19 protein-coding genes and 1 tRNA gene are annotated in these 19,604 nt (G+C 70.7%); 10 read left to right on the forward strand and 10 right to left on the reverse strand.

Annotation, left to right across the window (positions count from 1 at the left end):
* The first annotated feature begins 41 nt into the window (after positions 1-41).
* The 3 genes from H0524_RS02105 (at position 42) to H0524_RS02115 (ending at position 2,979) form a co-directional block, all read left to right on the forward strand.
* Complete coding sequence (locus H0524_RS02105) at positions 42-968, forward strand: aminoglycoside phosphotransferase family protein (protein ID WP_180197166.1); 927 nt, start codon at positions 42-44, stop codon at positions 966-968.
* A gap of 48 nt (positions 969-1,016) precedes the next feature.
* The gene (locus H0524_RS02110; RefSeq protein ID WP_180197167.1) at positions 1,017-2,246 is read left to right on the forward strand and encodes an MFS transporter; all 1,230 of its coding nucleotides are present in this window, start codon (positions 1,017-1,019) and stop codon (positions 2,244-2,246) included.
* A gap of 97 nt (positions 2,247-2,343) precedes the next feature.
* Positions 2,344-2,979, forward strand: coding sequence for a hypothetical protein (locus H0524_RS02115; protein WP_180197168.1), 636 nt, complete (start codon positions 2,344-2,346; stop codon positions 2,977-2,979).
* On the opposite strand, the gene H0524_RS02120 is transcribed toward H0524_RS02115, so the two are convergent.
* The gene (locus H0524_RS02120; protein ID WP_026322547.1) at positions 2,963-3,343 is read right to left on the reverse strand and encodes a YccF domain-containing protein; all 381 of its coding nucleotides are present in this window, start codon (positions 3,341-3,343) and stop codon (positions 2,963-2,965) included. The genes H0524_RS02115 and H0524_RS02120 overlap by 17 nt on opposite strands.
* A gap of 97 nt (positions 3,344-3,440) precedes the next feature.
* Between H0524_RS02120 and H0524_RS02125 the strand changes: the two genes are divergently transcribed.
* Positions 3,441-4,457 carry a methyltransferase gene (locus H0524_RS02125; RefSeq protein WP_180197169.1) on the forward strand — a complete coding sequence of 339 codons (1,017 nt, stop codon included), beginning with the start codon at positions 3,441-3,443 and terminating at the stop codon, positions 4,455-4,457.
* 83 nt (positions 4,458-4,540) lie between these two features.
* Here the strand turns inward: H0524_RS02125 and H0524_RS02130 are convergent.
* Positions 4,541-4,630: transfer RNA gene (locus H0524_RS02130), tRNA-Ser, on the reverse strand.
* Between the two features lie 77 nt (positions 4,631-4,707).
* On the opposite strand from H0524_RS02130, the gene deoD reads away from it, so the two are divergent.
* Positions 4,708-5,415, forward strand: a complete 708-nt coding sequence (gene deoD, locus H0524_RS02135) for a purine-nucleoside phosphorylase (RefSeq protein ID WP_018726310.1) — start codon at positions 4,708-4,710, stop codon at positions 5,413-5,415.
* A 57-nt stretch (positions 5,416-5,472) separates the two neighbouring features.
* Here deoD and H0524_RS02140 read toward each other — a convergent pair whose 3' ends face one another.
* From H0524_RS02140 to H0524_RS02150, 3 genes are all read right to left on the reverse strand, one after another.
* Entirely contained in the window at positions 5,473-5,937 is a 465-nt protein-coding gene (locus tag H0524_RS02140; protein ID WP_180197587.1) for a nucleoside deaminase, read from the reverse strand.
* A 160-nt stretch (positions 5,938-6,097) separates the two neighbouring features.
* On the reverse strand, positions 6,098-6,622 hold the full coding sequence (locus tag H0524_RS02145; protein ID WP_180197170.1) for a tRNA adenosine deaminase-associated protein: 525 nt from the start codon (positions 6,620-6,622) through the stop codon (positions 6,098-6,100).
* Positions 6,623-6,905: 283 nt separating this feature from the next.
* A complete protein-coding gene (locus tag H0524_RS02150) occupies positions 6,906-7,268 on the reverse strand; it encodes a hypothetical protein (protein ID WP_180197171.1) in 363 nt (120 codons plus the stop codon).
* 56 nt (positions 7,269-7,324) lie between these two features.
* Here H0524_RS02150 and H0524_RS02155 point away from each other — a divergent pair, with 56 nt between their 5' ends.
* On the forward strand, positions 7,325-8,056 hold the full coding sequence (locus tag H0524_RS02155) for a M23 family metallopeptidase (RefSeq protein ID WP_180197172.1): 732 nt from the start codon (positions 7,325-7,327) through the stop codon (positions 8,054-8,056).
* 31 nt (positions 8,057-8,087) lie between these two features.
* Positions 8,088-9,158 carry a PHP domain-containing protein gene (locus H0524_RS02160; RefSeq protein ID WP_180197173.1) on the forward strand — a complete coding sequence of 357 codons (1,071 nt, stop codon included), beginning with the start codon at positions 8,088-8,090 and terminating at the stop codon, positions 9,156-9,158.
* A gap of 32 nt (positions 9,159-9,190) precedes the next feature.
* Here the strand turns inward: H0524_RS02160 and H0524_RS02165 are convergent, their stop codons facing one another.
* Positions 9,191-10,195 (reverse strand): DMT family transporter, encoded by a 1,005-nt coding sequence (locus tag H0524_RS02165; protein WP_309224976.1) that lies wholly within the window; start codon positions 10,193-10,195, stop codon positions 9,191-9,193.
* A 165-nt stretch (positions 10,196-10,360) separates the two neighbouring features.
* On the opposite strand from H0524_RS02165, the gene H0524_RS02170 reads away from it, so the two are divergent.
* Positions 10,361-12,031, forward strand: a complete 1,671-nt coding sequence (locus H0524_RS02170) for a DUF885 domain-containing protein (protein WP_180197174.1) — start codon at positions 10,361-10,363, stop codon at positions 12,029-12,031.
* A 71-nt stretch (positions 12,032-12,102) separates the two neighbouring features.
* Here H0524_RS02170 and H0524_RS02175 read toward each other — a convergent pair whose 3' ends face one another.
* Positions 12,103-13,155 carry a DUF3068 domain-containing protein gene (locus H0524_RS02175; RefSeq protein ID WP_180197175.1) on the reverse strand — a complete coding sequence of 351 codons (1,053 nt, stop codon included), beginning with the start codon at positions 13,153-13,155 and terminating at the stop codon, positions 12,103-12,105.
* A 115-nt stretch (positions 13,156-13,270) separates the two neighbouring features.
* On the opposite strand from H0524_RS02175, the gene H0524_RS02180 reads away from it, so the two are divergent.
* Together H0524_RS02180 and H0524_RS02185 are read left to right on the forward strand one after the other, a co-directional pair.
* On the forward strand, positions 13,271-14,485 hold the full coding sequence (locus tag H0524_RS02180; RefSeq protein WP_180197176.1) for an acyltransferase: 1,215 nt from the start codon (positions 13,271-13,273) through the stop codon (positions 14,483-14,485).
* Between the two features lie 79 nt (positions 14,486-14,564).
* On the forward strand, positions 14,565-15,761 hold the full coding sequence (locus tag H0524_RS02185; RefSeq protein ID WP_180197177.1) for a glycosyltransferase family 4 protein: 1,197 nt from the start codon (positions 14,565-14,567) through the stop codon (positions 15,759-15,761).
* On the opposite strand, the gene H0524_RS02190 is transcribed toward H0524_RS02185, so the two are convergent.
* Genes H0524_RS02190 through H0524_RS02200 form a run of 3 tightly spaced genes read right to left on the reverse strand, consistent with a single transcriptional unit; the run spans position 15,746 to position 19,517 of the window.
* Positions 15,746-15,940: a hypothetical protein gene (locus H0524_RS02190; RefSeq protein ID WP_026322543.1), complete on the reverse strand. Its 195-nt coding sequence runs from the start codon at positions 15,938-15,940 to the stop codon at positions 15,746-15,748. The genes H0524_RS02185 and H0524_RS02190 overlap by 16 nt on opposite strands.
* Positions 15,933-17,684, reverse strand: coding sequence for a hypothetical protein (locus H0524_RS02195; RefSeq protein WP_180197178.1), 1,752 nt, complete (start codon positions 17,682-17,684; stop codon positions 15,933-15,935). The genes H0524_RS02190 and H0524_RS02195 overlap by 8 nt, the downstream gene beginning before the upstream one ends.
* The gene (locus tag H0524_RS02200) at positions 17,685-19,517 is read right to left on the reverse strand and encodes a hypothetical protein (protein ID WP_255435775.1); all 1,833 of its coding nucleotides are present in this window, start codon (positions 19,515-19,517) and stop codon (positions 17,685-17,687) included.
* Positions 19,518-19,604 lie beyond the last annotated feature (87 nt).

A 19,604-nucleotide genomic window follows, 5' to 3' on the forward strand; every position in this document is an offset into this window, starting at 1 on the left:
CCGGGCCCCTCGGGGGCCCGGCAGTAGATACATTGCCCCGCATGAGCCACGTCGATCATGAGATCACCGCGGAGCTGGTCCGGGAGTTGGTCCGCGACCAGCACCCCGACCTCGCCGAACGCCCGATCCGGCTCGGCGCGCGGGGGTGGGACAACCAACTGTGGCGGCTCGGTGCCGACCTGGCCGTCCGGCTTCCGTGGGCCACGGTGCACGCGGACGCGCTGCTACACAAGGAACACGCCTATGTACCCACCCTGGCCCCACGCCTACCGTTGCCGGTCCCCGTCCCACAACGACTCGGCGTACCCTCCGAACGGTTTCCCCGGTCGTGGCTGATCACCACCTGGATTCCGGGCGCCCCCGCCGACCAGGCCCCGGTCACCCGCCCCCTCGACGCGGCCAGGTCGCTGGCGACCTTCCTGACGGCGCTGCACCACCCCGCCCCCAGCGGGGCACCTGCCGGCTGGGGCCGGGGTGGGCCACTGGTGGACCAGTCCGAGCAGTTCGCCGAGGCACTCGCCGCCGCCACCGAACGTGGGCTGATCGACGAGCCGGACGCGCTTCGCGCGATCTGGCAGGACGCGGTTGCCGCTCCCCCGTGGACCGGCCCACCGCTCTGGCTCCACGCCGACCTGCACCCGGCCAACGTTCTCACCGCCGACGGCACCCTCTGCGGAGTGATCGACTTTGGTGACCTCTGCACCGGTGATCCCGCCTATGACCTCGCCGCCGGGTGGCTGCTGCTGCCCGAGGGCATCGACCACTTCCACGCGGCGTACGCGCCGGCCCCCGACCCCGCCACCCGGCGCCGCGCCCGCGGTTGGGCGGCGACACGTGCCCTCGGTTGCCTCCTCATCGGCGACAACGGCGTCCACGGCCGTCCCGGCGGCAAGCCCTCCTGGGGCCCACCGGCGCACGCCGCCCTCCGCCGCCTCACCGCCGCGGTGCACAGTTCACCGCCAGGCTGATGGCTGCGGAGCCGATCCGGCGCCCCCACCGGAGGCGCTGGTAGTGCAATGATGCCCGTCATGGTGACCAGTTCCGTTCCGTTGGGCCGGCCCTTCTGGACGTTCTGGAGCGCCTCGACCCTCGCCAACGTCGGTGACGGCATCCGACTGGCAGCTTTCCCCCTACTCGCCGCGTCGCTGACCGCCAACCCGATCGCGGTGGCCGCGGTAGCCGCGGCCCAGTCCCTGCCATGGCTGGTGACCGGCCTCCTCGCCGGGTCGCTGGCCGACCGCCGCCGTCCTCGCGCGCTGCTGGCCCAGGCGGACATCGCCCGGGTGGTCGTCCTCGGCGTCCTGGTGGTAGCCGTGGCGACGGGCTGGGCGTCGCTGCCACTGGTCCTGCTGGCCAGCTTCCTGCTCGGGGTCGGGGTCGGGGTCGGGGAGACGGTACGCGACACGGCCGCGCAGACGGCACTTCCCGGCCTGGTACCCGAACGGCTACTCGAGCGCGCCAACGGAAGACTGGTCGCCGGCGAGATCGTCGGCAACGAGTTCGTCGGCCCGCCGGTCGGCGCCGCGCTCTTCGTGGCCGGCGCCGCGCTGCCGTTCGCGGCGAACGGGGCGTCCCTCGCCCTGGCCGTCATGCTCCTGCTGACTCTGCCGATCAGCATCGCCGCCCGGCCACCGCAGGACGCGCCGAAGCAGGCCAGCCCGGGTGTGGTGGCGGGTCTGCGCTGGCTGGCAGGCCAGCGGGTGCTGCGCACACTCGCGTTGGTCACCGCCGCGGTCGCCGCCGCCGACAGTGCCTGGTTCGCGATCCTGGTGCTGTACGCGGAGGGCCCCCTCGGCATCGGCGCGACCGGCTTCGGAATCCTGCTCGCCGCCGGCGCCCTCGGTGGCCTGCTCGGCTCGTTCATCGTTGACCGACTCGTCGCCGGCCGCCGGCACCGCATGATCCTCACCTGCTCACTGGCGATCACCGCCGGCATCCCGGCGGTACTCGCCGTGACCACCCAGTTGTGGGCGGCGATCCTCGTCATCGTGGTCACGAGCGGCTCGTTCGCGGTGCTCAACGTCACGGTCGTCTCGCTACGGCAACGGCTGGTGCCACGGGAACTACTCGGCCGTACGGTCGCGGCCGGTCGCACCCTGAGCTTCAGCGCCGCCGCCGCGGGCGCACTGCTCGGCGGTGTCCTCACCGCAACGATCGGGATCGAAGCGCCCTTCGTCTTCAGCGGCCTGGTCGCGGTCCTGGCGACCACCGCCTGGTGGGTCGTGTCCCGGCCCGCCCCGAGCTGAGCAGGGATACTGGGGGCGTGCAGCGGAGCGGGCAACCAACGGGGACGAAGCCAGCCGGGCTCTTCGTACACATGTCTCATCCACAGCCTGTGGACACATGAGTTACCAGCTCAGCGCGATCATCGCGGACGTCGGGTTGCTGCGCGGGGAAGCCCGCGGGCTGGATCACGCGGTCCTCGGCGACCTACGCCAGGATTTCGCCCTACTGCCGGTGACCTCGCAACTGGTCGAGGAGCTGACCGGGGCGCCGCCGGACTACGCCGTCGAGGAGCCCGCCCCGGAGCGCCCGTTCACGCTGGTGCTCTCCACCGCGCTGACCGGAGTCCTGGCCGACTGGTCACGGCGCGGGCCGGTGGCGTACGTCGAGGCGGAGTTCGCCGGCGGCCTCGGCCACCAGGCAGCGGCGGTGTGGCTCGGCGGTCAGCGGTCCTGGGGGCCCCGCTTCGACTCGGTGTTCGACGGACCGCGGGAGCGGTGGCCGATCAACGCCGCCCTGGTCGAGGTGGGGGTGGAGCCGGGGCCGTGGATTGACCTCTTCGCCGAGCTCGGGCTGCACGTGGAGCGGAACACCGCCGGCTGGCTGGCGCACGGGCGTCGGGGGTTGGGGGTCGACTACTGGGACGAGTTGGTCGAGGAGTGGGAACGGCGCGAAGCCGAGGCCAGCCAGCGCCCCGAGCCAGGCGGGTTTCCGCCCGGCGAGCCAGGCGGGTTTCGGTTCAGCGGACCTCGATGACCTCCTGGCCGAGCGGCCAGAATGCCGCCGGTACGAGCTTGAAGTTGGCGATGCCGAACGGAATGCCGATGATCGTGACACAGAGCGACACCCCGGCGATCAGGTGCGACAGCGCCAGCCACCAGCCGGCCAACAGCACCCAGAGCACGTTCGCCAGCCCGGAGGCGATGCCGGCCCCCGGCTTGGTGACCAGGGTGCGGCCGAAGGGCCACAGCGAGTACGAGGCGAGCCGCAGCGAGGCGACCCCGAACGGGATGGTGATGACGAGGAGGAAGCAGATCAACGCGGCGACGAAGTAGCCGAAGGCCAGCACGATTCCGCCGCCGAAGATGAGCCACAGCACGTTCAGGACGAAGCGCATCATGCCACTAGCGTGACGCACGTCCGCCACCTCGCCGGCCTCGCGCACCACCCCCGGTGCCGGCCCATGTCCATGAACCGCTTTGTGTTCTTATCTCCTAATGATCACCCCCACTCCACTGATGCAGCTCGTAGCCGGCGTCTGGGGCTTCAAGACCCTCGCCGTTGGTGTCGAGTTCGGACTTTTCACCCGGCTGGCCGGCGGACGGACCATCACCGTGACCGAAGCCGCCACCGAATTCGGGATGGACGAACGCCCCACCGACCTGTTGCTGGCCGCCAGTGCCTCCCTGGGGCTGCTGGAGAGAGCCGGCGCCGGATACCGCAACTCCGAGCTGGCCGAACAGTTCCTGGTGGAAGGGCGGCCGTACTACTTCGGCGCCCAGGTCCGCTACTCCGACCTGCACACCTACCTGCCCTGGCACCGCATCGGCGAGGCGCTACGCGGTAATCGCCCACTGACCTGGGACCCACAGCAGCAGCAGTCCATGTTCGACACCACGGACCCGAAGCTGGTTGCCGAGTTCTGGGACGCCATGTTCTCCACCTCCCGCTTCACCGCCCGCGCGCTGGCCGACGCGTACGACTTCGGCGCCCACCGCCGGCTGCTCGACGTCGGCGGCGGCGCCGGGGCCTTCCCGATCGAGCTCTGCCAGCAACTGCCGCAGCTCCAGGCCACGATCCTGGACCTACCGCACGTCTGCGCCCGGGCCGAGGAACGGATCGCCGAAGCGGGCCTGGCCGGTCGAATCGGCGCGGTCGCCGGCGACTTCCTCGCCGACCCGGCCCTGCCGGACGGGCACGACGTGATCCTACTCAGCATGATCCTGCATGACTGGGACGAAGCAACCAACCGGGCGCTACTGGCCCGATGCCACGCCGCGCTGCCCTCCGGCGGCGCGATCGTCATCTCCGAACTGCTCCTCAACGATGAACGCACCGGCCCACCGGAGGCCGCCCTGATGGGGATGAACATGCTCGTCGAAACCGAGGGCGGCAAGAACTACTCCGGCGCCGAGTACGTCACCTGGCTCGACGACGCCGGCTTCGTGGACGCCCGGGTCGTGGCCTTCGACGCGCCCGGCGCGAACGGCGCGGTGGTGGCCCGCCGGCCCTGACATCACCACCGGGCCCAGCGATCTCGAGAAAACGAAACGCCCGGCTGGTCCTGCCGGACCGACCGGGCGTTTCGCCTGTTCACTGGCGGTGGTGGCGGGATTTGAACCCGCGGAGGGCGTAAACCCTCACACGCTTTCGAGGCGTGCTCCTTAGGCCACTCGGACACACCACCGCCGAGTAGGCTACAGGACCACCCGACGGAAGGCCCAACCGGTACGACGCCGGGGGTGGGCTGGCAGAATCCCTGCCATGAGTACGCACATCGGCGCAAAGCCGGGAGAGATCGCCGAGCGGGTCCTGATGCCAGGTGACCCGCTGCGGGCCAAGTGGATCGCGGAGACCTACCTTGAGGGCGCGCAGTGCTACTCGACCGTCCGCGGGATGCTCGGCTTCACCGGCCGCTGGAACGGGGTCGACGTGTCGATCCAGGGTTCCGGCATGGGCATGCCGTCCGCCTCGATCTACGCGCATGAGCTGATCAACGAGTACGGCGTCCGGTCCCTGATCCGGGTCGGCTCCTGCGGCGCCCTCACCGAGGACCTCCAGCTCCGCGACGTGGTGGCGGCGATCGGTTCCGCCACCGACTCGAACATGAACCGCGTACGTTTCGACGGGCTGATCGACTACGCCCCGGTCGCCGACTTCGGGCTACTGCGTACCTCGGTGGAGGTGGCCGAGCAGCGCGGCGTCACCATGCGGGTCGGGCCGGTTCTGGCGGCCGACGCCTTCTACACCGACCGGCCGGACCTCTACGACTCGCTCGCCGACTACGGCGTGCTGGCGGTCGAGATGGAATCGGCAGCCCTTTACACCATCGCCGCCCGGTTCAAGGCACGCGCGCTCACTATCCTGACGGTCAGCGATCACATCCGTACCGGGGAGAAGACCACCTCGCAGGAGCGGGAGCAGACGTTCAGCCAGATGGTGGAGATCGCCCTGGACACCATCATCGCCTGATCAACACACGCTCGACCGGGGCCGGGGGCGGGACCTGGGGCGGACCGGCCGTCGGCCCTACCGGAAGAAGGCGCGCAGGACCGCCGCCGTCTCCGTTTCCAGGACACCGCCGTAGACCTCGGGGCGGTGGTTCAGTCGACGGTCGCGCAGCACGTCCCAGAGCGAGCCGGCCGCGCCGGTCTTCGGCTCCCACGCCCCGAACACCACGGTGGAAACCCGGGCCAGCACCAGCGCCCCGGCGCACATCGTGCACGGCTCCAGGGTTACCACCAGGGTGCACCCGTCGAGCCGCCAGCGGCCGAGCCGGCCAGCTGCCCGGCGTAGCGCCAGCACCTCGGCGTGCGCGGTCGGGTCCCCCGTCAGCTCCCGCTCGTTGCGGGCGGTGGCCAGCTCGGCCCCGTCCGGGCCGAGGAGCACCGCACCGACCGGAATGTCGTCAGCGGCGGCGGAGGCCGGAATGCCGTCCGGGGCAGTGACCGTGGTCGCCGCCCCGGCGACCGCGACCTCCAACGCCCGACGCATCCACTCTTCGTGGCGCTGCCGGCGGCCGGCACCCCCCAGGCCGATCTCGCGCTCGCCCACGCTCCCGCTCCCGCCCACGCTCCCGCTCCCGCCCACGCTCCCGCCGACGGGCCCGCCAACGCTCCCGCTCCCGCCGACGGGCCCGCCCACGGCGACGGGCTCACACCTCACGCAGTTCCTCGACCTCGTCGGCGCAGCCCAACACCGTGCACGCCTCGGTGGTGACATCGGCGGGCAGCATCCCCTCGTGCCCGCAGAGCGCGATCAGCTTTGTCCCGGACACCCCCAGGTCGGCGAGGAGGTCCGCGTCCCCGACCGGGTCCGCCTCCGGGTCCGCGGCGGGCTGTTCGCTCTCCGGGTCACCGGTGATGGCGCGGGGTTCCTCGATCTCGTCGAACCCCGGCACCGACGCCTTGAGATCCCCGACCAGCAGCGCGCCCAGCTGGTTCTCCTCGGCGTACGCCGAATCCGAGCCGAAGACCCGCAGGTCCTCACCCGCATCGAGCCGCAGGATCACCAGGTACTCGTCCTCTGCCTCGACGAAGAGCAGCGACAGGTCGGCGCCGGGGTCAACGTCGCGCAACCGGTCGGCAACCCCGTCCACGTCAACAGCACCTCGAAGGTTCACCTCGGCGGCGGTCCAGCCGCTCTCGTCCCGCACCACGGCCGCAGCAAAGTACGACACGCTTCCCCCCAAAACTTCCTCGGCGTAGCCCGAAATCCTCGGACCGTCCGCGGCGGCGCGTCGTCGGTGGGCGGCCCGGCCACGGCCGGTTGCGGCGTGACCAGGCCGCCAGCCCCACCTGCCGCTCGCCCAGCGATGCCCGGACGGTCTTACGCGTGCACGTTAGCCGGTGGGGTCGCCGGACGACCGGCCAACGCCCCGACGGATGGCCAATCGACGCCGCCGCACTGGTCGAAGCAGCCGAGGGAAGGGTGGACCGGGCAGCCCCGGGTAGCCGATCCACCTACCAGAGGGGCCAGTCTCCGCTGACCATCCAGCGGCTCGCAACGACCGCGGCCGCGGTGCTCCACCCGCCACCGACGACGATCGCGACCCCGGTGGCAACTCCCCGATCGCCGTGCCGCACCAACAGCAGGGCCGCCAGCCAGGCGACGCCACCAGCGAACACCGTCCACCAGGCGAATCCCCGCACGCTGGTGCCGAGCAGCCCAAAAAGCAGCAGCCAGGTCGTGGCGACAACGCCGCCGAGGACTACCGCGGCGCCGTGAATTGGATGGGGTTCACGGTAGGTGGGCCGCGCTGGCGGCCCGGCGGGGAAGAGCCCCGACGGGTCTCCCGGGCGGCCCCCGTCGTACGGGTCGGTCACGGTCCCCTCCTCCCCGGCTTCGCCCTCCCACCGTACTGGTCTGTCAGGATGGCCGGATGCCTGCGCCGTTGACCGGATGCCGCCCGGCGTATCCCCTGCTGCTTCTGCTCGCCGCGGTGCTCACCGCGAGCTGCGCGACGACCCGCCCCGGGGTGGACACCGGCACGGCAAGTCGCCCGGCCACCACGGCCCCAACCCCCACCACCCCCGCGGCCAGCGCGACAGCGGTTCCGCCGAGCGCGTCGGCGACCCCACCGCCGCCGCGGCCCGCCGAGGTACGGCACGTCTTCCCGGTACGGGCCGGTAACGCCTCCTACCATCCGACCCACTCGGTGTATCCCGCCACGGACATCTTCGCCGACTGCGGTGCGCCGGTGGTGGCGGTGACGGACGGCTCGGTGCTGGAGGTGAGCCGGGTGGACCGCTTCGACCCGGGCGGCCCCCGCGGTCCGTTCAACGGCGGCCTGTCAGTGGCGGTGCTGGGCGATGACGGGGTGCGCTACTACGGCTCGCACCTGACCGAGGTCGCGGCGGGCCTCGATCCGGGCGTACGCGTCGTCGCCGGGCAGCAACTCGGCACCGTCGGCCGGACCGGCAACGCGAACAACGTGTGTCACCTGCACTTCGGCATCTCACCGCCGTGCCCGGGAAAGGACGGCTGGTGGATCCGGCGGGGAGTGGTGTGGCCGGCGCCCTACCTGGACGCGTGGCGACGTGGGGTCAACCGGTCACCGGCCGTGGCGGTGGCGGACTGGCAACGCCGACACGGTTGCCCGAAGGAGCCGTGAGTGTCCCGGCCGCAGCCGCTAGGTTGCAGGAATGACCGCCCGGGATCCCATCGCCGACCTGCGCCGGATAGCGTTCCTGCTGGAGCGGGCCAACGAGGCCACCTATCGGGTGCGCGCGTTCCGCTCGGCGGCGAAGGCCGTGGCCGCCCTGCCGACCGCGGAGGTCGCCGAGCTGGCCCGGGCCGGCAAGCTCACCGACCTGTCCGGGGTGGGCGCGGTCACCGCCCGCTGCGTGGCCGAGTCACTGGCGGGCGAGGAGCCGGTCTACCTGCGTCGGCTGGCGGCGACCGAGGGCACCGACCTGGACGCTGAGGCGGCAGCGTTACGGACAGCGCTACGCGGGGACTGCCACACCCATTCGGACTGGTCCGACGGCGGCTCCTCAATCGAGGAGATGGCGTTGGCCGCGGTCGAGCTGGGCCACGAGTACCTGGTGCTCACCGACCACTCGCCTCGGCTGAAGGTGGCGCACGGGCTGACCGCCGACCGGCTACGCCGCCAGCTGAAGCAGGTGGCGCGGCTGAACGAGGCGTTGCCGCCGGGGTTCCGGATCCTCACCGGCATTGAGGTGGACATCCTCGCCGATGGCACGCTGGACCAGGACGAGGAGCTGCTCGCCCAGCTCGACGTGGTGGTGGGCTCGGTACACAGCAACCTCTCCGACGAGCGGGGGCGGATGACTCGTCGGATGCTCGCCGCGGTCGCGAACCCGCACCTGGACATCCTCGGGCACTGCACCGGCCGGATGGTCTCCGGCCGACCGGCGGGCGTGACCGGGCCGGGCGACCGGGGGCACCGGCGGCGCACCCGGGGGGAGAGCGACTTCGACGCGGACGCCGTCTTCGCGGCCTGCGCGGAGCGGAGCGTCGCAGTCGAGATCAACTCCCGGCCGGAGCGGCAGGACCCGCCAAAACGGCTGATTCGGCGGGCGCTGGAGGCCGGCTGCCAGTTCGCGATCAATACCGACGCGCACGCCCCAGGTCAGCTCGACTGGCAACGGTTCGGCTGCGAACGCGCCACCCGCTGCGGCGTCCCCGCCGACCGGGTGATCAACACCTGGCCGGCGAAGCGGCTGGTGGCGTGGGCCGCAAGCCGCTCCTGACCGACGGCGGCCGATGCTCCCGCCGCCGGGGTCTAGGTACCGGCTGTCGCGGCCGGGGTTCCCGCCGCCTCGGCCGAGGTTTCGGCTGCGGCGGCCGGTTGCGCGGCGGCGCGTGCTCGGCGGCGGGGGCCGATCAGCCCCTGGGTAACGGCGACACCGAGTAGGACCACCACCGCACCGACCGGTTGGTGCCAGGTCAGCCGCTCGTCGAGCACCAGCGCACCGGCCAGCACCGCGAAGACCGGGATCACGTAGGTCACCGTCGCCGCGGTACTCGCACCGGCGACCCGGATGTTGCGGAAGTGAATCAGGAAGGCCAGTCCGGTACCGAGTACGCCGAGCGCGACCATGCTGGCCAGGACCGAGCCGGAGAGGGCGGTCGGCAGCGGCGGGGCACCCGCCACGAACGGGGTGACGACGGTGAGTAGCGCCAGCGCCATCAACAGCTGCGCCGCCGACAGGGCCAGCCCGGAGTAGGAGCGGCCCGCGACGAACTTCTTCTGATACGGGATGGCCACCCCGTAGCAGGCCGCGGCGCCGAAGCACATCAGCTGGCCGACGAAGTGCGCACCGCCAACTCCCTGCCACACCCCGAGCACCACCAGTACGCCGACGAAGCCCAGCCCGAGTCCGACCGCCCGGGCGGCAGTCAGTAGTTCGGTGCGGAAGACCAGCACCGCCATGGGAAGCACGACCAGCGGTGTGGTGGCGTTCCAGATCCCGGAGAGCATGGACTCGACCCGCTCCCCGCCGTAGCCGAACAGGGTGAACGGAAGCGCCACCCCGATGCCCCCGGTGACGACCAGGTGGGCCCAGACCCGCGGCTCGCGGGGCAGCCGGTCGCGCAGCACCGCGAGCAGGATCAGCAGCGTTGCCGCGCCGGCGCCGACCCGGTAGAGGGTCAGGTGCACCGGGTGCAGCTCCCGTACCCCGATCTTGATGAACAGAAAGCTGGAACCCCAGATCGCGGCCAACGCTAGGTACCCGGGCAGCCAGCTCCGCAGCACAGCCCGGTCAGGGGCGGACTCGACTGTCACCCCTGACACTCTGCCGGCCGTGGGCAGGAAAGTCTGGTGATTTTCCGACGCCGTGTTGGCTGTCACAGGAGTCTGCCGGCCGGTGACCAAGGGCTCGGGAGCGACCCCCGGATCCGGCGAACTCACGGGCGCATCCCGACTTCACGATCACGTAGGGTCGAGCTCGTGGGACAAATCGACGATATTGCGAACCGGTACGTGGCGGAGTGGGCCGCGCTGAGTCCGACCGGCGCCACCTACGTCGGCATCACCGGCCACGACGGCCGCCTCGACGACCTCTCGCCGGACGGCTACGCCGCCCGTGCCGACCTGAACCGCCGAGCCCTCGCCGATCTCGACGGCGTGGAGCCTCGGTCGCTGTCGGAGCAGACCGCGAAGGAGGCCATGCAGGAGCGGCTCGGCCTGGAGCTCGCCCGCTACGCGGCGGGAGAGGTCGGCCGGGGAGTCAACGTCATCACCAGCGGGCTGCACGAGCTCCGCTCGGTGTTCGACCTGATGCCGACCGAGGGCGAGGAGGCCCAGGCCAACATCGCCGCGCGGCTCAACCACTTCGCCGAAGCGCTCGAGCAGTACCAGACCACGCTGCGCGAGGCGGCTGCGGCCGGCCATTCCAGCGCGCGAGCCCAGCTGCTCGAGGTAGCCAAGCAGTGTGACACCTGGGTGGACCCGGACCGGGACAACTTCTTCCACGGGCTGGTCGAACGGCTGGGCGCGGGTGGCGCACTCGGTGCCGAACTGCGCCGGGGCGCCACGACAGCCACGGCGGCGACCGCCGAGTTCGGTCGCTTCCTCCGGACCGAACTGGCCCCGCGGGGCAGGGCGAAACAGGCCGCCGGCCGGGAGCACTACGAGCTGGCCTCGCAGTACTTTCTCGGTGCCCGGGTTGACCTGGACGAGACGTACGCCTGGGGGTTCGAGGAGCTGGCCCGCCTGGAGACGGAGATGCGAGCGGTCGCCGCGCGGATCGTCGGCCCCGGCGCCACCGTCGACGAGGCGGTGGCCGCGCTGGACGCGGACCCGGCGCGGACCATCCGGGGCAAGGAGGCGTTCCGGGGCTGGATGCAGGACCTGGCCGACAGGGCGGTCAGCGAGCTGCACGGCACTCACTTCGACATCCCGGAACAGGTCCACCAGATCGAGTGTTGCCTGGCGCCGACGAGTGACGGCGCGATCTACTACACCGGCCCGAGTGAGGACTTCTCCCGCCCCGGCCGGATGTGGTGGGCGGTGCCGCAGGGCATCGACAACTTCTCCACCTGGCGCGAGGTCACCACCGTCTACCACGAGGGCGTTCCGGGCCACCATCTTCAGGTTGCCCAGACGGTGCTCCGGGCAGAGACCCTCAACCGCTGGCAGCGGCTGCTCTGCTGGGTTTCCGGGCACGGCGAGGGGTGGGCCCTCTACGCCGAGCGGCTGATGGACGAGCTGGGCTACCTCGGGGACCCGGGCGAACGGCTGGGCATGCTCGACGGCCAGGCGCTCCGCGCCGCCCGGGTGATCGTCGACATCGGCATGCACCTGGAGTTGACGATCCCGGCCGACAACCCGTTCGGCTTCCATCCGGGTGAGCGCTGGACGCCGGAGTTGGGCTGGGAGTTCATGCGGGCGCACTGCCGAGTACCGGATGAGGTCCTGCGATTCGAGCTGAACCGCTACCTGGGCTGGCCCGGGCAGGCACCGTCCTACAAGATCGGTGAGCGAATCTGGCTGCAGGCCCGGGCCGACGCCGAGGCGCGCAAGGGGACGGAGTTCGACCTCCGGGAGTTCCATCGGCAGGCACTCGACCTGGGCTCGCTCGGCCTGGACCCGCTACGTCGGGCGCTCGCCCGGATCTGAGGGCGGGGGCAGGAGCCCGGGTAGGGGCGGGCACGACCCGCCCCTACCCCCGGGGTCAACCACCCACGCCGCTAGCTCGGATCTTGATCCACTTTGGTGGCTGCCGGACCACCGGCGACGGACGCTCCGGCGGAGTGCCGACCTGCGGCGCCCCCGGCCGAAAAGAACAGCCAGAGGCCGACAGCCAGGGCGATCAGGCCGAGGACGGCCGCGGCGATCGGCGCCCAGAGCCTGACCAGACTGATCTGGAGCCGGTTCTTCTTAACCGACTCGACGGTGCTGCTGATGGTGTCTTCCGTGTAGTTGAAGTCAGCATCGAGCAGTACGGTGGTGGGCCCGATGTCCGGACGCAGCTCCTTGCGCGGCTGGTCCCGCGCGTCGATCCAGATGCCAGTAACCGGATCGACCCAGTACGTCCGGGTGTTGCGGTAGATGACCTTGCCGGTGGTGGCCTCCGGGGCGAAGGCGCCCAGCAACGTCTGCAGGCTCTCCTCCGGGGTGTACAGCTCCTGCTCTTCGATCTGCTGCTCGTAGCGGTATACCTCGATGCCCTCGACGGTCTCGGTGCCGACGAAGGCCACCGGGAACGTCTTCTTGAGATCGCGGTCGAAGAGCGGATAGTCCTTCTTCTCCGCACCGAACGGGAACTTGTAGGTCAGCCCCGAGTATTCGACGTTGCCCAGCGGGGTCCCGTCGCTGTCGTCCTGCTTGAGCCACTGATCTTCCCAGGGAGCGGCGGTGCCGGAGACCCGGTAGAGGGCCAGTTGCGTGCTGTACGCGGTGATATCCCGGTCGTTGTCGGTCCGCCGCACCGTTTGGTAGACGTCCCAGATGACCGCGTCGCCCCTGAGCGCCTTCGGCAGCTCGTCCTTGGTGAGACCGGGTTGGGGAACAACCTCAATGGTGGACCGTAGATCCGCTCGTGGGACCTCGATCGTGACCGTTTCCGCCTCGGCCGTGATCTGCAAGAACCGGGCGTTCTTCGCCTCGGCGACCGACGTCATCGGCTCCAGGTCGTAGGGGAGCTTGGTTACGGCGGGGGCGACGTAGAGCGGCAGCCCGACCGCGAGGACCAGCAACAAGATGCCGAGCCCGAAGAGCGCGGCACTTACCCGAAGCTTCACTCATCCTCCTTTGATGCCTGCCGCCCCTACGGCCTGTCGCCCGGGGCAATCGATCCATAACATGGCGGGAGGTTACTCCTCAGTCAACATTAAAGCGAACCCCCTGGATGTCCAGATGTCCGCAACCGTTACCCCGAACGCGCCCCATCCTTCGATCACCGGCCGCCTACCCGCCCTGGATGCGCTCCGCGCGATCGGCTCGGTAGCCGTCGTCGCCCACCACGTCGGGTTCCAGACGGGCGTGAGCCTGAACAGCCAGTGGGGCACCTGGTTGGCGCGGATGGACGTCGGTGTCGCCATCTTCTTCGTCCTCTCCGGATTCCTGCTCTTCCGACCCTGGGCGCTCAACGCCGCCGTCAAGCTCCCCCGACCCAGCGTTCGCCGGTACTTCTGGCGCCGCTCCCTGCGAATCCTGCCGGCCTACTGGCTGACGGTGCTGGTCTGCCTGATCGTGCTGCCGCAGAACCAGCCCGCCTCGGCTGGCGACTGGCTCCGCCACCTGACCTTCACGCAGATCTATCAGCCCAATCAGCTCCGCGCTGGCCTCAGTCAGACCTGGAGCCTCGCCACCGAGGTCGCGTTCTACCTGGTCCTGCCGCTGGTCGCGGTGCTGGCCGTGGGCCGGTCCTGGCGCCCGGTCCGCACCCTGGTGCTCGCCGCCGGGGGCGCCCTGCTGACTGCCGGGTGGCTCACCCTGATGGGGCTTGGCGTCGTTGGCACCGCCTTCCACACCATGTGGCTTCCCTCGTACGCGGCCTGGTTCTGCGGCGGCATGGTCCTGGCGGTAGCGCATGTCGCCCTCCGGAGCGGGACGGGCCCGGCCGTTCTGCGCATCCTCGACGACCTCGCCGCGGCGCCAATCGCCTGTTGGGCCGCTGCCGGGGGCCTGCTGGCGATCGCGACGACGCCCATCGCCGGCCCACTGGACCTCGTCGAGCCGACCGCCGCGGAGTTCGCCGTGAAGCTCACCCTCTATCTCGCGGTCGGAACCCTGATCATGATTCCGGTGGCGTTCGGCGAGCGGAGGACCCGGGTGCACAAGGCCTTCGGCAGCGCCTCCGCCCGCTGGCTCGGCCTCGTCTCGTACGGGCTGTTCCTCTGGCATCCGCTGGTGATCGAAACGATCTACCTCGTGGGGGACCGTCCACTGTTCACCGGGGGATTTCTCGAGACCTTCACCCTGACGATGGCGGGTGGGTTGGTGTTGGCGGCGGCGAGCTACTACGGCGTCGAACGCCCGGCCCAGGCCCTCGGTGACCGCCGCCGCCGCCCTCGACCGACCACCCCTCAACCCGGGAGCAGAGTGCCGACAGTCAATTCACCACATTGACCCAGATAGTTCACCTAGGCATTGCCTAGACAGCTCTCGAGCTTTAGTGTGGCGCTAATTACTCGAGAGTAGGGATCACGTGGAGCACTTTTCCGCCACCGCCGGACATGTGCTGTTCCTCAACTGGCGGGACACCCGGAACCCCGAAGGCGGCGGATCCGAGGTATACGTTGAGCGGATTGCCGCAGAGCTGGTAGCCCGCGGCTTCCGGGTCACGCTGTTCTGCGCCGCGCATCGTCAAGGCATCCCCGACGAGGTAAACGAGGATGGGATTCGGCTGGTCAGGCGCGGTGGACGGCACACCGTTTACCTGTGGGCCGCCGTCTGCTATCTCGCCGGCGCCCTCGGCATCGGCCCCCTGTCCCGCCGACACGGCGGCCGACCGGACGCGCTCGTGGATGTCTGCAACGGCCTGCCATTCATGACCCCACTGTGGGCTCGTCGACCGATCGTCAAGCTCATCCACCACATTCACCGAGAGCAATGGGGGGTGGTACTTCCGGCATGGGCAGCTCGGTTTGGCTGGTGGGTGGAGTCATCCTTCGCCATATTCGTCTACCGGCGCTGCCACCACATCACCGTCTCCGACGCCACCCGTCAGGAGCTGATCCAGCTCGGCGTACCCGCGGAACAGATTTCCGTGGTACACAACGGCACCCCGCCGCTCCCGCCCACCGACGCGGAACGCGCAGCCTCCCCGCTGCTCGTCACGCTCAACCGGCTGGTCCCGCACAAGCGCGTCGAGGTGGCGTTGCAGGCGGTCGCCACCCTCGCCGATGAGCTGCCGCAGCTGCGGCTGGTCGTCGCCGGCCAGGGCTGGTGGGAGGGGCAGCTCCGCGAGGTCGCCAACGACCTGGGCATCACCGACCGGGTGGAGTTCCGGGGATACGTGACGGAGGAGGAGAAAGCGGCCCTCCTCGCCTCGGCCTGGGTGGCACTGACCCCGTCCCTAAAGGAAGGGTGGGGTCTGACCATCGTGGAGGCGGGTTCGGCGGGCACCCCGACGGTCGCGTTCCGCAGCGCGGGCGGCGTGGGCGAGGCGGTGGTGGACGGCCACACGGGGCTTCTCGCCGAGGACGTGGACGACTACGTGGCGAAGGTGCGGACCCTCCTGCACGACCACGAGCTACGGCAACAGCTGGGTACGGCGGCCCGGGAGCACGCGGCGACCTTTACCTGGCCGGCGGCCGGAAGGCGGTTCGCCGCTCTACTGGAGAGCGCGGAGTCGCCCCGTCAGACGCGTTCACGGGGCGCCCCGTCCTACCTGCTGCCGTAGATCGCGGGTGTGTAGGGGTCCGGCTCGTTGGCCTGCTTGGCCTTCTCGATGAGCTCTTCAGCCTTGGCGACCGCCTCCTCCTCGGTGGCGGTCGTAGCGGCTGCCAGCCCAGCGAGAGACAGCATCCCGAGCACCGCCGCCATCAGGCCGGTGACGACCAGGGTCACGGCTTTATGCATGCCAATCCTCCAATGTCTGAACCTCGGAGCGGAGGTTACCACGCAGTAGCCCACCGGCGTACCGCCGAAACAGGGCAGCGATTACCACCACGACGGCGACAGCCAGTGCCACCACCACCGCCCACCGAGCCGGGGCGGCCAGCACCGGGCTCGGCGATACGGCTGGGTTGCGATACAGGGCCAGGACCGCCCCCTGGTGCACGGGTTCGAGGCCGGCGAGGGTAGCCGGATCCACCTGGTCCGCGCGGTGTTGCTGGACCAACACCCAGCGCACCCCCGTCTCCGCCGCCGGCCGTCCCGCCCCGATCAGCTGCCGGATCTCCTGCAGACGCGGGTTTTCACCGATCACCGCGACGTCGCCGACCCGGAGCGTGTCGTCGATCAGGACCGTCGCCGGTAGGTAACGCGGGGCCGGGTCCAGAACGGTCCGCCCACCATTCCACGGGTACGCGCGGTAGCCGCTCAACGGCAGCGCCAAAACCTCCCCACCGGGGTCGGCGGCCAGTCGCCCCGCTACCACCGGCCAGTCCGCCGGATAACTGACCGGCCACAGCCGACCCGCGCCGCCGAACGCGAGATCCGGCATGGCTGCGACCGGCAGTAGCAGCACGCCACCCAGCACCACCCCCGCCACATCCCGGTTCATCCGCTCCACCCGGGTCACGAGCCGCTCGGCGCCCAGCGCCACACACACCACCAGCAGCAGCGCGTACGGCGCCAGGAACTTCTGCCCGTCGCGAAGCAGCCCGGCCCCCGGTAGCTCCGCCACCGCCCACCGCAGTACATCAGCGGTCCCCGGCGCCGTACCCAGCGCGGCGAGCAGGAAACCGGCCCCCGCCAGCACCAACAGCCGGGCTGAGACGCCCGGCGGCATCCGCCGCCGCAGAAGGCCAAACCCCGCGCCGGCCAGCGCCAGTAGCGCCAGGGTCACCAGCGGCACCAGGGGCAGGGCGCGGCTCGCCGGAGTGGCCTGAGCGCTCCAGATGCCCCCGGTACCGGCGAGCGCCGCCAGCGGACCCGCCCAGTTCTCGCCCCGAGCGGCGAAGGCGGCCACCCCAGCCGGGTCGGAGGCGCCGCCCGCGTCGGTCACCAGGGCAGCGGTCACCCACGGGGCGTTGAGCAGGGCGACCCCCGCCACCGCGATCGTCGATCCCCGCCAACGTCCCCGCTGCGGTGCGAGCAGCGACACCACACCGAACGCGATCAGGCCACCGGTCGGGGTTATCGCAGCCGGCGCGGCGGCGAGTAGCACGCGGGGCACCGCGCCGGCCCGCCCGGCCCGCAACTCCAACCCCGCCCGCACCAGCCACGGCAGGGCGGCGTAGCAGACCAGCAGGCCCCACTGCCCGATCAACAACCGCTCGGCCAGGTACGGCGTCCAGGCGTAGCCGACCGCGGCGAGCAGCCGAACCCCGATCCGTTCGGTCGGCACCAGGCGGGCGGCACCGACCGCCGCCAGCAGGACCGCCCCGCCCAGCGCGATCCGCTGCACCACCCAGCCCGGGACAAGCTGGGTGAGCACCGAGACCACGGCGTCCATCGGCACCGCCCGCGGCAGGCCCTGCGCTGGCGCCACGAGGTCCCAGGTCAGCGGCTGCCGGGGCACGAAGACCATGTCATAGCGCAACACGTAGCCCGGTGCCGCCAGTGGGGCGAGCACTATCGCCGTCACCACCGCCGCGACGGCGTACAACAGGAGCCGATCTCGAACCACCCGGGCCCGTGCGGCCGGTCGGTCACCCACTCACGACGCCGGCACCACCCGCCCGACGGTGATCAACCTCGTGCAGAGGGAGATGTCCGGAGTGCTGATGGTGACCTCGATGGCGTCCCCCGCACCGGGCAGCGGGAAATACAGCTGGTTCAGTCCACTCCGCACTGTGATCTCCCGGGTGGCCTCGCCCAGGCGCAGGGTCACGGTCGCGTCGCCGGAGCTCAGGTAGCCGAACTCCACCACGTACGGCCATTCCGCAACCGGTGCTGCCAACGGAATCTGAGTCGTACGACCGCTCTCCACCAGGTGCCCGCAGTCGGGCACCTGGCCCGGCAGAACCTTGACTCCGTCGATCCGGACCGGACGGATTCGACCCTCCGCGTCGAAGGTCAACGGCAGCTCGGCCACCTCGACGAACTCTGGCTGGTGCTCCGCCGGTCGGAAAAAGTGGGACTGAAGGTTGTCCGGCCAGAAATAGCCGGACACCACCCGATCAGGGACGATCGTGTCGAGGAAAACGGTGTCCGGTGGCGCGGCGGCCAGCTCGGCCTGAGCCGTGGCGAGGTACTCCCGGCCGTACTTGGTGCTCCAGTTGTCGCCAAACGTGACGGTGCTCCACACCGTACCGAGCCCGACCGCGACCAGGACAGCGATCGCCGCCCGACCAACCGCGAACGAGTCGAGCGCCCACGGAATCCCCGGTAGCGGCCGCGGGACGTACCGGTCCTGCTCGCCGGCATCCCGAAGCCCGAACAGGGCTACCCCGACGCAGATCGCGGCGACCGGAACCACATCAGCCACGAAACGCGGGACCGTGCCCACCATCGGGCCGAGCGCACCACCAAGGCGGGTCACCGCGAAGAGCACCGCGACCAGGCCGAGGTAGGAGGCCAGCAGCAGCCAGGCCCGCGCCGCCGACCGGCGCCGACGGACGGTCACCACAATCAGGGCCGCCAGCACCAGCCACGACAGCCACATCGCCACCGGATAGGGGTCCACCAACGGCGGCCCGTCACCGGCGTAGGTCCACCGCCACGGACCCCCGAGCAGGCCCGGCACGACGGTCGCACCGACCAGGTCACCGAGGAAGGTGAAAGCCTGACCGGGCGAGGTCACCTGGTCCAGGGCACGAGCCGGTCGGGTCAGGTAGAACGCCAGGTAGGCCCCGGAGAGCACGGTGAGCAACAGCCAGACCCGCCAGTGCCGGCGCACCACCGTGACCAGGCTGCGCCACGGCGAACCGTCGGTAAACAAGAATATGGTCAGCAGGAACAACAGCGGCGCTATCAGCAGCGCCTTCGGGTCGAACAGCAGCCCGAACAGCAGCCACAGGACGACCATCGCTAGGTGCCGGCGGCGGCCGGTACGCAGATACCGGACCTGCGCCCACACCGCCAGGACCAGGGCGAGTTGCACCGGCAACAGGAGTAGCCCGACCAGCCACAGCGACGACACCTCCAGCGTCAGCGGGCTGAACAGGAAGAGGGCCAACGGGACCAACAAGCCCCAGCCCGGCCGCAGCAGGTCGCGCAGCAGCCGGTAGACGGCGAAGCCCACCGCCGCCTGTCCCACCGCCAGCATCAGCACCCAGGGCCAGCTGGCGAAACCGGCCAGCCGCACCATCAGCCACGCTGTCAACAGGCCGCCGGGCATCAGGTGATTGTTGAAGGTTCGCAGCAGGAAGTCCGCGTCCAACCGGGCGTCAAGGACCTGGGCGGCGAGCACGAACTCGTCCTGGGAGAACCAGCCCCGCGCGGCGAGGCCGGCCCGCCAGGCGACCGACACCACGATGAGAGCTATCGCCACCGCTCCGACCTGGTCCGGACGTAACCGTCGAACGAACGCTTTCGGCTGGTCGGACATCGACGCGGTGGGCTCTCCAGGTGCCACAGCCCTAGCCTCTGGCATTGACATGCTCGGCAGCCTGCCACACGCTTACACGCCGTGGGG

The organism is Salinispora sp. H7-4 (assembly GCF_013416675.1).
Classification (GTDB): domain Bacteria; phylum Actinomycetota; class Actinomycetes; order Mycobacteriales; family Micromonosporaceae; genus Micromonospora; species Micromonospora vitiensis.